Annotated in this window: 14 protein-coding genes; 12 read left to right on the top strand and 2 right to left on the bottom strand. The window is 63.5% G+C overall.

Annotated features, from left to right (window positions below; all coding sequences use genetic code 11):
* Positions 1-315: 315 nt before the first annotated feature.
* From GGQ74_RS01025 to GGQ74_RS00995, 7 genes are all read left to right on the top strand, one after another.
* The gene (locus GGQ74_RS01025) at positions 316-2,394 is read left to right on the top strand and encodes a TonB-dependent receptor domain-containing protein (protein ID WP_167939694.1); all 2,079 of its coding nucleotides are present in this window, start codon (positions 316-318) and stop codon (positions 2,392-2,394) included.
* A 52-nt stretch (positions 2,395-2,446) separates the two neighbouring features.
* Positions 2,447-3,028, top strand: a complete 582-nt coding sequence (locus GGQ74_RS01020; RefSeq protein ID WP_167939693.1) for a hypothetical protein — start codon at positions 2,447-2,449, stop codon at positions 3,026-3,028.
* Complete coding sequence (locus tag GGQ74_RS01015; protein ID WP_167939692.1) at positions 3,025-4,437, top strand: ABC transporter ATP-binding protein; 1,413 nt, start codon at positions 3,025-3,027, stop codon at positions 4,435-4,437. Before GGQ74_RS01020 ends, GGQ74_RS01015 begins: the two co-directional genes overlap by 4 nt.
* Complete coding sequence (locus GGQ74_RS01010; protein ID WP_167939691.1) at positions 4,424-5,176, top strand: energy-coupling factor transporter transmembrane component T family protein; 753 nt, start codon at positions 4,424-4,426, stop codon at positions 5,174-5,176. Before GGQ74_RS01015 ends, GGQ74_RS01010 begins: the two co-directional genes overlap by 14 nt.
* A gap of 11 nt (positions 5,177-5,187) precedes the next feature.
* Positions 5,188-5,784, top strand: coding sequence for an FmdE family protein (locus GGQ74_RS01005; protein ID WP_167939690.1), 597 nt, complete (start codon positions 5,188-5,190; stop codon positions 5,782-5,784).
* A gap of 167 nt (positions 5,785-5,951) precedes the next feature.
* On the top strand, positions 5,952-9,149 hold the full coding sequence (locus tag GGQ74_RS01000; RefSeq protein ID WP_167939689.1) for a cache domain-containing protein: 3,198 nt from the start codon (positions 5,952-5,954) through the stop codon (positions 9,147-9,149).
* Between the two features lie 83 nt (positions 9,150-9,232).
* A complete protein-coding gene (locus tag GGQ74_RS00995; RefSeq protein WP_167939688.1) occupies positions 9,233-9,577 on the top strand; it encodes an IscA/HesB family protein in 345 nt (114 codons plus the stop codon).
* A gap of 69 nt (positions 9,578-9,646) precedes the next feature.
* Here GGQ74_RS00995 and GGQ74_RS00990 read toward each other — a convergent pair whose 3' ends face one another.
* The gene (locus GGQ74_RS00990; protein ID WP_167939687.1) at positions 9,647-10,684 is read right to left on the bottom strand and encodes a radical SAM protein; all 1,038 of its coding nucleotides are present in this window, start codon (positions 10,682-10,684) and stop codon (positions 9,647-9,649) included.
* A gap of 279 nt (positions 10,685-10,963) precedes the next feature.
* A complete protein-coding gene (locus GGQ74_RS00985; protein ID WP_167939686.1) occupies positions 10,964-11,647 on the bottom strand; it encodes a CBS domain-containing protein in 684 nt (227 codons plus the stop codon).
* Between the two features lie 376 nt (positions 11,648-12,023).
* Between GGQ74_RS00985 and GGQ74_RS00980 the strand changes: the two genes are divergently transcribed.
* From GGQ74_RS00980 to GGQ74_RS00960, 5 genes are all read left to right on the top strand, one after another.
* Complete coding sequence (locus GGQ74_RS00980; RefSeq protein WP_209280043.1) at positions 12,024-12,377, top strand: hydrogenase maturation nickel metallochaperone HypA/HybF; 354 nt, start codon at positions 12,024-12,026, stop codon at positions 12,375-12,377.
* A gap of 56 nt (positions 12,378-12,433) precedes the next feature.
* The gene (hypB, locus tag GGQ74_RS00975) at positions 12,434-13,096 is read left to right on the top strand and encodes a hydrogenase nickel incorporation protein HypB (RefSeq protein ID WP_167939685.1); all 663 of its coding nucleotides are present in this window, start codon (positions 12,434-12,436) and stop codon (positions 13,094-13,096) included.
* Positions 13,097-13,117: 21 nt separating this feature from the next.
* Complete coding sequence (locus GGQ74_RS00970) at positions 13,118-14,464, top strand: sigma-54 interaction domain-containing protein (RefSeq protein ID WP_167939684.1); 1,347 nt, start codon at positions 13,118-13,120, stop codon at positions 14,462-14,464.
* 184 nt (positions 14,465-14,648) lie between these two features.
* Positions 14,649-15,119 (top strand): NifB/NifX family molybdenum-iron cluster-binding protein, encoded by a 471-nt coding sequence (locus GGQ74_RS00965; protein ID WP_167939683.1) that lies wholly within the window; start codon positions 14,649-14,651, stop codon positions 15,117-15,119.
* A complete protein-coding gene (locus tag GGQ74_RS00960) occupies positions 15,116-15,475 on the top strand; it encodes a NifB/NifX family molybdenum-iron cluster-binding protein (RefSeq protein WP_167939682.1) in 360 nt (119 codons plus the stop codon). The genes GGQ74_RS00965 and GGQ74_RS00960 overlap by 4 nt, the downstream gene beginning before the upstream one ends.
* Positions 15,476-15,487: the final 12 nt, after the last annotated feature.

Here is a 15,487-nt window from a genome sequence, read left to right as displayed (position 1 = left end):
CACGGCACCCCGCCCCACGCCCCTACGAAGAGCCGCCCACTCGCCTGCGAATAGCCCGCCCCACTCGCCTATGGATAAGCCCGCCCTGCCCCCCCACTCTTCCGTTTATGCCCACTATCCGGCACTTTTTTTGATTTGGTAGTCATGTTGACACATTGCGGAATCTTCATTAGCAGATTCGTGTTACCAGTTTTAATTTCGTGTTCGATTTTAGCTACCGATTCAACAAAAAGTCCTGTCACGTACGACTTTTCGCAAACATGTAGCCAGCGGTCCGAACAGGAATCCGGACCGCGCACACGGGAGGACAACACGGTGGAGAGAAGGATAACGGCCACTTGGCCTCTGGCGATATGCCTGTGGATGGCGTGCCTCGCCTGCATGCCCGCATACGCCACGGCGGACGAAGGCATTCAGGCCCCCGCGCACGAAATGGAACCTGTGGTCGTCACTGCATCGCGCTATGAAACGCCGCTTTCGGAAGTGCCCGGCCGGGTACAGGTCATCGACGCCGAACGGCTGAAGGAAATCCCGTTCAATTCCGTGGACGACATCCTGCGCTGGGTCAGCGGAGTGAACGTGCGCCGAGGGAACGGCATCTCGTCCTACTCCTCCAAGGTGACCATGCGCGGTCTGGGCGGCAACGCCCCGGCACGCACGCTGATCATGGTGGACGGCGTGGCGCTCAACAAGGGTGACACGGGCGACGTGAACTGGAACCGCCTGAACCGGGACCAGATCGAGCGCATCGAAATCTTCAAGGGTCCGGGCTCGTCCATCTATGGCACCAACGCCATGGGCGGCGTCATCAACATCATCACCAAGCACCCGGACAAGCGCCTCTCCGGCAAGCTTTCCGCCTCCTACGGCAGCTATGACACCGTGCGCACCGCCGCACGTGTGGCAGGCCACGCCAAGGACGACGGCAAAGGGCCATTCGCCGAAGTGGCTGGAGCATGGACCTCCAGTGAGGGCTACCACACCCTCACCGAGGCATCCAAGGACTACGCCGCGTCCGACCGGCGCTCCGTGGACGAAAAAAACGTCAGCATCAAGGGCGGCTACGACTTCGACGGGCGAACCGGCGTGGAAGTCGGCTATTCCTACTTCGAGGACATGCGCAGTGAGGGCTACAAGTACCACCTCACCCACGGCAGCCACCGCTCGTTCGATACCCACGCGCTGACCGCCGCCTATCACGGCGGCACGGACGACACGCGCTGGAACGCCTCCGCCTATTTCAATCAGGAAAACTACTTCTGGCACCGCGACTTCGCCAAGGAGTCGAGCATCTACACCGTGGATTCCGCCCGCACGGACTGCGGAGGGCAGATCGGCATGAACACCCGCATCTTCGAGGACAACACCCTCTCCCTCGGGCTGGACGCCAAACGCCAGAAGGTGGACGCCACCGACGATGACGACGCCGGCAACGGCTACGCCGACAACACCGGCACCATGGACCTCTTCGGCGCGTACGTCATGGACGAATGGAAGCTCCTGTCCGGCGACCTCATCCTCACCGGCGGCCTGCGCTTCGACCACGCCCGCTACCACGACGGCAACTACGACTCCAACAAGCCGCCCTACGACACCTTAAGCGGCGATCTCGACGAGAACACCTGGAGCGCCATTTCGCCCCGGGCCGCGGCGCGCTACTTCCTCACCGACGACCTGAGCGCCTATATCTCGTGGTCGCGCGGATTCCGCGCCCCGATCCTCGATTCGCTGTGTCGCAACGGCATCTTCTACGGCCGCTTCTACGACGCCAACCCCGACCTCGAAAACGAGACCATCGACACCTACGAGATCGGCGCGGATGCCAAGCTGCCCCATGACGTCACGCTGTCCGCATCGGGCTTCATCTCCAAGGGCGACGACTTCATCTACAGCGTGGACACCGGCGCGACCCGCTTCCTGTGGGGTGCCAACCGTGCCGTGTGGCGCAAGGAAAACGTGGGCAAGGTGGACATCCGAGGCGTCGAGATCGACGCCACGTGGAAGCCCGCCTCCCCGCTGACCCTCTTCGCCAACTACACGTACACCGAGACCGAAATCGAGGAGTTCGAGGACCGGCCCGAGCTGGAAGGCATGCGCCTCGAATACGTCCCACGCGACATGCTCAACGTGGGCGCGACGCTCATGTGGGACGTGGTCAACACGAGTGCCATCGTCAACTACAAGGGCAAGCAGTACGTGAACGACGACAACTCCGAGATCATCGGCTCCTACACGACGCTCGACCTCAAGTTCTGGCGCGAGCTGGACTTCGTGGCCGAAGGCCTTGCCGCTTCGCTGGAAATCCAGAACGTGGCGGACCTGCGCTACATGGAGAGCGACGACGACAAGGCCCCCGGCCGCATCGTGACCGCCGAATTGAGTTGGACCTTCTAACGACGACGCCGGGCGCAGGCACCCACCTGCGCCCGGCCCGTCCGGAGACGGCATGACCACCCTTCGCGCGACATTCTCCTTCGGCACCACACAGGTCATCTTCCTCGGCCTCATCATCGCCATGGACTTCAGCCTCGGCATGATCCTCAAGAACGTGCTGGAACCCACGGGGCTACTCGCCATCGTACGCGTGGACCTCGTGGTGCCGGTGATGCTCGTGCTGCTCACGCGGCTCATCATCGACCGCTTCGGCACGCTCATCGTCTACGAACTCGTCTTCGCCACGCTGGCCATGGCGGCCATGCCCGCGTCCTACGGCCTGCCCGGACCGCTCAAGCTCATCCCCGCCCTCGCGCAAGGGCTGACCTACGATGTGCTGCTCTCCGCCCTCGCCGGGCTGCCTCGCGCACGACTCTACGCGGCGGCCATCCTCGGCGGCATCGTCTCGACCTGCGTGCTCATGCTGCTCAAGGTCGCGCTCGGCATGCCGTGGTTCTGCGTCACGAAGGTGCTCTTCGGCACGCAGATGGCGACCTCGCTGGCCGTCAACGCGCTTGGCGCGTGGCTGGCGCTTCGCGTGTGGCAACGCATCGGCCACACGCATCTCGTGGCCCACATAGGAGCGCAGGCATGATCGACGCGCACGACCTCCACTTCACCACCGCCGACACGCACGCCCACGTCCTGCGCGGCGTGAGCCTGAACGTCCGACGCGGCGAGCGCATCGCCCTCGTTGGCCCATCCGGCGCGGGAAAGACCACGCTGGGCTACCATCTGTGCGCAATCCACAAACGCGCCCTGTGCGGCACGAGCACGGGACGGCTGACCATTAGCGGGCAAGACTGTCTGGACCGCGACCTGCCCGGCTTCTGCGGTGTGGTCCTCCAGAATCCGGATTCGCAGCTCTTCTGCGACACCGTGGAAGAGGAAATCGCCCTCGGCCCGGAAAACATGGGCAAATCCCCGCGCGAGGTGCACCACATCACCGAGCGGATGCTTGAGGTCATGGGACTTTCACCCTACCGCCACCAGCGCATCCACACACTCTCGCACGGCCTGCGGCAGCGGCTATCCATCGCGGGCATGCTCGCCATCGGCCCCGAAGTGCTCTTTCTCGACGAACCCACCAATTTTCTGGACAACGGCTCCGCCGACGCGCTGTTTACCACTCTTGCGGAACGCTGCGCATCGCACGGATTGACCGTCATCGTCGTCGAACATGATCTGACCCGCGCCATGCGCTTCGCCTCACGCGTGGTCCCCATGCAGGACGGGCGCATCGTTCCGGCCGACGTCATCACCCCCCTTCCGTCGTGCCCGCGCCCCCGCACGGTGCTCCCCGGCCCGGTCCTGCTCCAGGCCGATGGCCTGCGCTTCGGCTGGGAGCCGTCGCGCCCCGTGCTGGAAAACGCCTCACTCACGCTGCGCGCGGGCGAAATCGTCGCCCTCACCGGAGACAACGGAACGGGCAAGACCACCCTGCTGCGCCTGCTCAAGGGCCTTTCCAAACCACAGGCGGGCCGCGTGGCCACCGCCGACAGCTCACCGCTCATGGAACGCGTGGGGCTTGTCTTCCAGAACCCGGACGAACAGATTTTCGCGCACAGCGTGCACGCGGAATGCGGCTACGCGCTGCGCAACGCCAAGGTTCCCGCCCCCGAGGCGGACCGCCGCGTGCGCGAGGCCCTTGCCCTCATGCGCATCGACACGCTTGCCGAGCGCCTACCCTTCACCTTGAGCTACGGCGAAAAGCGCAGACTCTCGCTGGCGTCGGTGCTGGTCACTAGCCCGGACATCCTGTGCCTCGACGAGCCAACCGTGGCGCTGGACCGCCGGAATCTGGACATCCTGCGCGAAACGCTGCTCGACCTGCGCGACGCGGGCACGGCCATCCTCATCGCCACGCACGATCATGCCTTTGCGGCAAGCGTGGCGGACCGCACGCTCGTCATCCGCGACCGCCACCTCGAACACGACGCGCAATCCGACCGCTCCCGGACCACCCCCCACGCAGAATGCGAGGCCGCCCATGCACATGCCTAATTCGTCCGGCGCGTCCATCCCGTTCCTGCGCAGGCTGAATCCCTTCACGAAGCTTGCGCTGTTCACAGCCATCACGATCAACGTCTTCCTTCTCGATGGCCTGCCCACGCTGTGCGCAGTCCTCGCTGTCCTCGTGGCCATGGTCCCCGCCGCGCACCCGCCGCGCAACGTGGTCCGCGCGCTGATCGCCGTCATGCTGTTCAGCCTGCCGTGGACCGCACTCATCTTCGGCCTATCGGGCTGGAATCACCCGGACGGGCATCTCACGGGCTTCCTGTTCGGGCTCGAACGCATGGCGGAATACATGCTGCGCATCGCCTGCCTGCTCACGGCCAACCTGATCCTGATCTTCTCGACGCCACTTCGGGACATGACGGCAGCCCTGCGCGCGGCTGGCATTCCCGACAAGGCCGTCCTGTTCCTGACGACCATCGTCCGCTTCGTGCCGCTAAGCCTACAGGAAGCCAAACGCATCCTCGACATGCAACGCTGCCGGGGCTTCCGGGCGCGGCGGCTGGTCAATCCGGCCAACCTGCTGCCCATCGTCGTCCCGCTGTTCATCTCACATCTCAAGAAGGCCAGCGACATGTCACTGACCCTCGAAATCCGCCACTTCGCATGGAACCGATGCGAGCATCGCCCCCGCCAACGCCTTGCCGTACTGGATGCGGCAGGCATCGCCGGGGCCGTCATACTGCTCCTCGTTCCGCTCATCCCCATGAACCTGCTGACACACTAGGGAGACACGCCATGAGATCCATACCAACATTCGACGACGCAGCGGCCTTCCACGGCCACGTCTGCCCCGGACTGGCCCTCGGCTATCGGGTTGCGCTGGCCGCGCTCGAACGTCTGGGCAACACCCCCGCAGACGACGAGGAAATCGTCTGCATCGTCGAAAACGACACCTGCGCGGTGGACGCCGTGCAGGTCGTCACCGGGTGCACCTTCGGCAAGGGCAACCTCATCTTTCTGGACCACGGCAAACAGGCCTACACCTTCTACAACCGCGCGGACGGTCGCGGCATCCGCATCTACGCGGACGCGTACTACATCGGCGACGCCGACGACACGCGCTTCCTCGAACTCGCCAACGCGGGCAGGCCGTTCACGGGGGAGGAACTCCAGGAATTCCGGAGCATCCGCGAACGCCGCGTCCGGGACATCCTCTCCCGCGCCGAGGAAGATTTTATGACCGTTTCCCTCCCGCGCGAACTGCTGCCCCGTCCCGCCCAGATTCGCACCTCCGTGGTCTGCGACGGATGCGGCGAACGCGTCATGGATTCGCGCATCACCATGTTCGATGGTCGCGCCTTCTGCCTCACCTGTCTCAACGGCCTGAAATAGCACTTTCCCCGCCCCCCGGGGATACACAAGAAAGCCCGTGGGCCGAACATTTCGGTCTGCGGGCTTTTGACGTTCAGCGAGAAAAATATCATCGTACAATATGGAGTCAAACCTGCGTCCGAAGCCTTGAAAAGCCTTCAACACGGACCAACCCCGGGGGAGGCCCGGTGCGACAGAAACGCACAACCACAACGCTCAGCGCCACATTCCTCAAGGGCATGCTCGCGCTCTCGTGCACGTCCATCGTGCTCTTGGGGGCATTGTGGATCAATTCCACCCGCCTGCAATTCCTGCAGGAAACCACCAAGCTGAACGACAACTTCCGCCAGCGGCAGGAGGAAGCCGCTCGTCGCGAAATCGAGAACATGCTCTCCTTCGTCCACTACCTACGCACCAGTTCGCGCGACCGCCTCAAGCAAAACCTGCGCACGCAGGTGGACGCGGCGCATGCCATGGCCCTTGAACTTCACGACGCCCTCGTCGGCCACCTGCCGGGCGAAACAATCAAAGACAGCATCGTCCACGCACTTGCGGCCTCGCGCTACAACGAAGGACGAGGGTACTACTTCGTCATCTCCGGGGACGGGACAATGCTCCTCAATCCCGCCACGCCAGGGCTTGTCGGTCAACGCCAGATGTCAGCGCGGGACCCGGAAGGCCACTTCGTCATCGAGGACATTCTGACCGTCGCGAGGGAACGACAGGCGGGGTTCTACGAATACAAATGGCCCAAGCCCGACGCGCCCGAACCGCAACGCAAACTGTCCTTCGTCCGCCTGTTCGAGCCGTACGGCTGGGTCATCGGCACGGGAGAATACCTCGACGATACGGAAAGCGACATCCAGCACGAGGTTCTGCGCATGCTCGCCGGACGCGCCTTCGGGCACTCCGGCTATCTCTTCGCCGGGACATGGGACGGGCAAGCCCTTCTGGGCCCCGGGCGCGGCAGGAACATACTCGACCTCACCGACCCGAACGGAGTGAAGGTTACCCAGGAACTCATCGCTGCGGCGCGCAGCGGCGGCGGCTTCGTCGAGCACTCGCTTCCCTCGCTGGACGACACCGGACATGCCGCCTTCGCCCAAAAGCCACAGCACTGCGTGAGCTACGCGGCGGGAATACCCGAATGGCAATGGTTCATCGCCGCCAACATCGACCTCGATGCCGTAAATGTTCTGCTCGACCAACGGCGCACACAACAGGTGCGCGACATCCAGACGCGCACGGCGCTTGTAGGCTGCGTCCTCCTCATACTCGTCGGCGCGGCCTACGCGCTCTCGCGGCGGTTGAGCGCCCGCATCCGCGCGAACCTCGATTCCTTCTCCGAATTCTTCCAGACGGCGGCCGAGGAGCATACCCACATCGATTCGTCCGCCCTCACCTACGACGATTTCACGCATCTCGCCCATGCTGCCAACAGGATGATCGACGCACGGCTTCGCGCCGTGATGGACCTGCGCGCCAGCGAAGAGCGCTTCACTCTGCTCATCGAACAGTCGCCATTCGCCATCGAGATATACAACACGGACGGCACCCTCATCCGCGCCAACCGGGCCTGCACGAGGCTATGGGGCTCCGCGCATCCCGACGGCTACAACATCCTCGCCGACCCCATCGCAGTAAAGCTCGGCATCGCCGAAGCCCTACGCCGGGCGCTTTCCGGAGAGACGGTCATCGTCTCCGGCATCGAGTACATTCCCGCCCGCTTCGAGCGTTCGGGCCGCACACGGTACATCCACACCCGCGCCTACCCCCTGCGTGGCGAAGACAACACCATCCATTTCGCCACACTCATGCACGAGGACATCACCAGCCGCCGCGAGGCCGAACGCGACAGGGACCGCATCTTTGAAACGTCCGTGGACATGCTCAGCATTTCCGACACGGAAGGTCACTTCCGCAGGCTCAACCCCGCGTGGCAGCAGACCCTCGGCTGGTCGGAACAGGAAATCATGACCACGCCATTTCTGGAATTCGTCCACCCGGACGATCATGAGGCGACGCTTGCGGCACTGCAAACACTCGCACGCGGCGAACCGCTCACCGGATTCGAAAACCGCTATCGCCGCAAGGATGGAACGTACCGCTGGATAGCATGGAACTCCCACCCCGATCCGGAACGGCAGGAAATCTACGGCGTGGCGCGCGACATCACCGCCCAGAAGAATGCGGAAGCCGAGGCCCTGCGTCTGCGCCTGCTTCTCGGCTCCATCGTCAACTCCATGCCGTCCGTGCTCGTCGGCGTGGACAGAGACTGCCGCGTGACGCAATGGAACTCCCACGCGACGGAAACCACGGGCATCTCCTCCGAGCACGCCCTCGGCCACCCCATGGAGGAGGTACTGCCGCTCACAGAATCGGACCTCGCCACCATCCGCGAAGCCGTGGCCGAGCAGCGCCCGCGCGAAATCCCCCGCCGCCAGCGCTACCATGGCGGGCAACGCATCTGGGAAAACATCACCATCTATCCGCTGGAGGATGACCCCACGGGTGGCGCGGTCATCCGGCTGGACGACGTGACGGAACGCACCCGCATGGAATCCATGATGATCCAGAGCGAGAAGATGATGTCCATCGGCGGGCTGGCCGCCGGAATGGCCCACGAAATCAACAACCCCCTCGGCGGCATCCTGCATGGCGTGCAGAACATCGCCCGTCGCCTGTCCCCGGACATCGCGACCAATGTCGAAACCGCCCGCCGCATCGGCTGCGAGCTGGAACTCATTCGCGACTATCTCGACAGGCGCAAGATCATGCGCATGCTCGACGGAATCCGCTCCTCCGGCGAACGCGCGGCGCGCATCGTCGCCTCGCTGCTCGACTTCAGCCGCAGCAGCGAATCGCGGATGGCCCCCCACCAGTTGGCCGACATCATCGATGAAACGCTCACCCTCGCCACCACGGATTTCGATATCAAGACCCAGATCGACACGCGCGGCATCACCATCGAGCGCGTCATCGACGACAAGCTTCCCCCCGTTCCCTGCACGCGGACGGAAATCCAGCAGGTGCTTCTGAACCTCGTGCGCAACGCCGTTCAAGCCCTGCACGACCACCGGGCCCCCGACACGATCCCCACCATCACCCTGCGGCTCTCCAAGACGCAAACCCACGCCGTCATCGAAATCGAGGACAACGGTCCCGGTCTGCCGCAGCACATCCGCGACCGCGTCTTCGAACCATTCTTCACCACCCGCGACCCAGGCGCGGGCACAGGGCTTGGCCTCACCGTGTCCTACTTCATCATCACCCAGAACCATTCCGGCGAATTCGAGGCCCACTCCGAGCCGGGCAAGGGCACGCTATTCGTCATCAGGCTCCCCCTCTCTCGGGGGCAGGAACAGGAAACCGCGCACTCAGATTGATCTCTCCTATCCATCCTATTGACAAATGCCAGCCATGCACTACATCTCATCAAGGCGACCAATCGCATCAATAGGAGGAATCAATGATTGAAATCACCGATGCCGCCCGCAAAGAACTGGTGGCATTCTTCGCAGACAAGGAAGCTTCCCCGGTACGCGTCTATCTCGCTCCCGGCGGCTGCTCCGGTCCCCGCCTGTCGCTGGCCCTCGACACCCCCGGCGACGGCGACGAGACCTTCGACCTCGGCGACAACCTGACCTTCGTCATTGACCGCGCCCTGCTCGACAAGGCACAGCCCATCTCCATCGACCTGAGCTACCACGGATTCACTCTCGAATCCGCCCTCGAACTCGGTGGTCACGGCGGGAGCTGCGGCAGCGGAAGCTGCGGCGGCTGCGGCTCCAGCAGCAGTTGCTGCGGACACTAGGCCCAAGCGAACAAAACACGAAAGGGGCGGCGACCACACGGTCACCGCCCCTTTTCGATGCGCACGGCTTCAGTGCAGTGCGCTCGTCTTGGGCAGGCACTGGTCCACGCAGCAGGCGCAGGACTCAAAGGGACAGACGACCGGCTTGCCGAACATGGCCAGCGGATCGTGATCCATGTAGATGTTCGGCTTGCGGTACTCGATGCTACGAAAACACACTGACGGATCGATAAATCCGTAGGGGTCGATGGACATGCTGTTGCGCCCCACGCTACAGAACATCCCCTTGAAGCGGTTCAGACCGTAGAAATCGACCTGCCGCCCGGTCAGCCGATAGCTGCGCACGGTGCCGTCCTCCACGCCCTGCACTTCGAGCAGCAGATTCCCCTCCCCGTCCTCCGGGGCATTCATGCATTCCAGCCACTCGCGCGCCATGCGGTCGTAGCGGGAGTCGATGAGCGAATACTCGCCCTGCTCGTTGCGCTCGCGCATGGGCACAACGTCCACGTTCAGCCGCTCGCCGCCCGCGGCCAGCGCCACGGCCTCGCGATGCAGCGCATAGACCTCGCGCATGAAATCGGGGTGGGCGAGTATCCGAAAATTCACCACAAAGCCGCGATTGAGCAGTATCCCGACATTCGTCAGGAACCGCTCGCGCCGCGCGCGCTCGAAGTGGAAGGTTCCGCTGAATTCGAAGCCCACGCTCGGGTCGAGAGCCGAAGCGAGCCCCCGGAAGTAGTCCGGAGTCCGCCCGAAGTTCGAGAGGACATGAATGGTGCTGGATTCCGGCAGCCGACGGCCCAGCCGCGAGAGCAACGCCGGGAGCGTGGGCAGAAGCGTCGGCTCGCCGCCGGTGATGGTGATGTGGTAGCGGCTGCGGCCAAGGCTGGCGAGGGTATCCGCCGCCTGCATCAGCATGGGACCGGGCGGAAAGAACCCCCGCCGGTTGTCATGCCCGAAGCAGTAGGAACAGTTGTAGTTGCAGCGCAGCGTCACCAGCCAGTTGACGTCGAGCCTGTCGCTCCTGAACAGGGCCTCCTGCCCGAAGCGGACGACACGGGCCAGCCCCTGCTCAAGCTCGCTACGCAGGCGGGCATACTCGTTCATGGCGCTCTCCCTGTGGACAGAATGCATACCACGTCCACGGGATCACGCTTCGACCGCGGACGGCATGCAAGGGAGTAGCAAAACCCGCACCAGCATTCGATCCGGACGCACAGGAAGCATTTCGCGCCCACAGCGCATGAGGTCTTCATCCGTTATGCCGGGACGTTGCGGATGCCATGCGGGCGTCGCGTCATCCGCTCAAAGCAGCACGCTCCGCCCGCAAAACGCCAAAGCGGGAAGAATCTGCCGGATTCATGACAGCGGAACTGGCCCCGGCGCTCACCCCTTGCCCGGCGTGCAGCAGACATCCGCCCACTTGGCCCGGAAGGTCTCCGCGTCCACAAGGGCATAGCCGCGCTCGGCGATGGCGGCGGCAACAGGTCCGGGGTCGGGCGTCTTCAGCCGGAAGACGAGCATCCGCCGCCCATCGTGGAAAAAGGCAGACGCCGCGATGATGGAAACGCCCATATCGGAGATGATGCCCGACATTTCGCGCATAACGCCGGGTCGGTCCTCCGCCTCGAAGGCGATGCGCGCTCCGCCCTGCCGCAGTCCCATCTCCTCGACAAGCACATCGAGCATGACGCTGCGGTTGATGAAGCCCACCAGCCTGCCGTCCGGGCACACCACGGCCAGCCCGGCGAGGTTCTTGCGGTACATGATCTCGGCCGCCTCCTCGATTTCCGTCTCGGGCGAGACCATGGTCACGTCCTCGCGCATGATGCGATCCACGGTGAGCTTGGACAGCAGATAGTTCAACTCGTGGCGTTCGAGGGTCGTCGCCTGCGAGGGCAGCGCGGCGCGAATGTCGTCCTTGTTCACGTAGCCGATAAGGCGTCCCTTGGCGTCGATGACCAGGAGCATCCACAGCCGCTGCTCTTCCATCAGCCTGTCCGCGTCTCGAACCAGCGTCTGGGGCGTGATGGTGACGAACTTCGTTATCATCTTCAGACCGACATACATGCACAGCCTCCTTGCGCAAGAGGGCCGCCACAGGCGGCATATGTTTCATGACGGGTGGCAACACCGCACATCGAAAAACAACAGAATAACAAGCCAACGCATCACCCACTGCATTCCATCGTCCGCATTGTCATAACGCATGCGTTCACAAAGCGAAAGCTCGACACATGCATTGAACAATCTGCCAGATTTTGCAGACACGCAACATGCGATATGGCGCACCGTCGCTGAAACCCCCTTGCACAAACCGAAATTCGACCCGCACTTCCTCGAAAATGGTCTTCACTTTCATGGCGTGGGACGGTATGAAGGATGCCGAGTTCGAAAAAGGCCCCAACTGGACGCAACCCTCTTTTTTCATTAAAGAGTGAGACCCATGCACGAGATGTCCATTGCCCAAAGCCTGATCGGCATCATTCAGGAGGAGATGAAAAAGCACGAGCTGACGAAGCTCCGTACCGTCCGCGTGAAGTACGGAAAACTCGCCGCCATCGTGCCGGACTCCCTCCAGTTCGCCTTCGAGGCCTGCGTCATCGGTACCCCGCTCGAAGGAGCGACACTCGAAATGGAACTGCTTCCGCTCAAGCTCAAGTGCGGCGAATGCGGCACGCTCTTCTCCCCCGAAGACCCGAACACCCTCTTCGTCCCCTGCCCGAAATGCGGCGAGGGACTGGGCCATGAGGTCCTTCAGGGCAAGGAGTTGTATCTCGACAACATGGAGGCCGAATAAGGCCCGTCTTCCACGCCAGAGCGGCGGCCGAAACACGATCCCAAGGAGAACCCGTCATGGAAATCCCTGTCGTACGAAACATTCTGGAAGCCAACGACCGCATCTCCGCCCAGCTGCGCCGGATTTTCGCCCAGCGCAAGATTCTGGTGCTGAACCTCATCAGCTCCCCCGGCTCCGGCAAGACCTCGACCCTCGAACGGACCCTTGAAGACCTGCGCAAGGAATTCAACATGGCCGTCATCGAGGGCGACATCCTCACCGACAACGACGCCCGCCGCGTGGCCGCCACCGGCGCGCAGGCCGTGCAGATCAATACCGACGGAGCCTGCCACCTCGACAGCTCCATGGTTCTCGAAGCCCTCGACTCCATCGACATGGAGAATCTCGACATCCTCTTCGTGGAAAACGTCGGCAACCTCGTGTGCCCCGCCGAATTCGAAGTGGGCGAGGACTACAAGGTCGCCCTGCTCTCCGTCACCGAGGGCGACGACAAGCCCGAGAAGTATCCCCTGCTGTTCGCCGAATCGGCCGTCATGCTCCTCAACAAGATCGACCTGTTGCCCTACGTCGATTTCGACATGGAGCGCGCCCGCCGCTTCGCCACCGGCCTGAACAAGGACATCAGCATCTACCCCGTCTCCTGCAAGACCTGCGAAGGCCTCGATGGCTGGTACGCATGGCTGCGGCAGAAGGTGAAGGAAAAGAAGCAGGGCGAATAGCCCGCTCAAGGAACCGTACGCATGCCCTTTCCGGAAGACCTCCCAAGCGGAGCCATCCTCGACTCCATCGCCGACGGCGTGTTCACCGTTGACCTGGACTGGAACATCACGTCCTTCAACCAGGCGGCGAGTCGCATCACCGGCGTCCCGGCGGACGAGGCCATCGGCCAGAAATGCTGGGAGGTCTTCCATTCCAGCCTCTGCGACGGAGACTGCGCCCTTCGCGCCTGCGTGCGCGAATCCGGCACCATCTCCAACCGCTCCATCTTCATCGTCCGCCCGGACGGCGAAAAGGTACCCATCTCCATCTCCGCCGCCCCGCTGCACGACGAGGCGGGCAACGTCATCGGCGGCGTGGAGACCTTCCGCGACCTCACGGACATCCACCTCCTGCGCAAGCAGATGGAGGAGTCCTATTCCTTCGAGGATATCGTAGGAAAATCAAAGGCCCTGTCGCGCACCTTCCGCATCCTGCCCCAGATCGCCCGCAGCGAGGCCACGGTGCTCCTGCTCGGCGAATCCGGCACGGGCAAGGAACTCTTCGCGCGCGCCCTCCACAATTTGAGCGCGCGCAAGGACGGGCCCTTCGTGGCCGTCAACTGCGGAGCGCTGCCCGACACGCTGCTGGAGTCCGAACTCTTCGGCTACAAGGCCGGAGCCTTCACCGACGCCAAGCGCGACAAGGCAGGCCGCTTCCAAACCGCGTCCGGCGGCACCATCTTCCTCGACGAAATCGGCGACATGCCGCAGAACCTACAGGTGAAGCTCCTGCGCGTCCTGCAGGAACGCACCTTCGAGCCGCTCGGCTCGGAGACGAGCGTCAGCGCCGACGTGCGCGTCATCGCCGCCACCAATCGCGACCTGCAAACCCTCGTCACCGAGGGTACCTTCCGGCAGGACCTCTTCTACCGCCTCAACGTGGCGCAGATGAAGCTGCCGCCCCTGCGCGAGCGGCGCGAAGACATCCCGCTGCTCATCGCCCACTTCGTGCGCAAGCTCAATGCCATGCAGGGCAAGTCCATAAGCGGCGTCTCCGAGGACGCGCTCTCCGTGCTCATGCGCCACGCCTTCCCCGGCAACGTCCGCGAGCTGGAGAACATCCTTGAATTCGCGTTCATTCTCTGTCCGTCGGGCTTCATCCATGTGGAGCACCTGCCGGAGCATCTCCAGCCCACCCCCGGTTCGGCCCGCGCCGCAGCGGCACCCCACGACGCGCCGCTCACCCTCGAACAGATCAAGTGCCGCGCCGTGTCCCGCGCTTTGGCCCGCAACGCTGGCAAACGCATGAAAACCTGCCGCGAGCTGGACATCTCCAAGGACACGCTTCGGCGCATCCTCGCCCGGTGCAAGGAAATGGGCGAAATTTAAGCCATCGCCTTTTCTTTTGGGCTAAAAAATCGTCCACCATGGCATCCGAACACGCCCACGCTTTGACTCAACACACCGGAATACAACACTTTTCAAATTTGGCATCATCCATGCTTTCCTTCAGTCGTAACAGGGGAGTGGCATTCCGCCACGCCCCGAAACTTCCGATGCGCAAGGACCTCGCATGAACCTCTGTCTGGCATGCTACGAAGATCGGTTGGCGTCCCTTCTGGAGAACGCGACGAGCTTCCGCCTGTTCCGTCTGGAACACGGCGAAACGACGCCTGCGGGCGGCTTCGACCTTGCCCGGCACGACACCCAGAATCTCATCTCCGCCCTTGCGTCCTGCGGGGTGAGCACCATCGTCTGCGGCGGCGTGAGCGGCTGCACGCGAAGGATGCTCATGCAGGCGGGGCTTGATGTGCGGCCGTGGATTCGCGGCACCGTGGACGACGTACTCGCCGCTCTGGCCGAGGGCTCCCTCGACAGGCTTGCCATGCCGGGCTGCGGCGGCAGGCGCTGCGGTCGCGGACGCATGCAGTCCGACATCGTCGCCCCCGGCTGCTCGCATCCGGGACAGGGCCGGGGAAGGGGCTACGGTATGGGACCGGGGTCCGGCGCGGGAAACACTCCGAAGAAGGAAGAGCCAAAATGAAGATTGCCATCACCAGTCAGGGCAACTCCCTGGACAGCAGCATCGACCCCCGCTTCGGCCGTGCGGCAGGCTTCGTGATCGTCGACACGGAAACCGGCGAGACGAGCTTCGCGGACAACGCGCAGAATCTTTCGCTGCCGCAGGGCGCGGGCATTCAGGCCGCCCAGAATGTGGCCGCCACCGGCGCCAAGGCGGTCATCACCGGCCATGTCGGCCCCAAGGCCTTCCTCGCCCTCGAAAAGGGCCGCATCGACATCTACCTTGGCGCACAGGGCACCGTGGCGCAGGCGCTTGAGGCCTTCAAGGCGGGACAGCTGGACAAGGCCGATTCCGCGGACAAGGAAGGACACTGGTAGGCCGACGGACAT

It is taken from the genome of Desulfobaculum xiamenense (assembly GCF_011927665.1).
Taxonomy (GTDB): domain Bacteria; phylum Desulfobacterota; class Desulfovibrionia; order Desulfovibrionales; family Desulfovibrionaceae; genus Desulfobaculum; species Desulfobaculum xiamenense.
The sequence above is the reverse complement of the archived record's forward strand: the minus strand, read 5'-3'. Positions and strand labels throughout refer to the sequence as shown.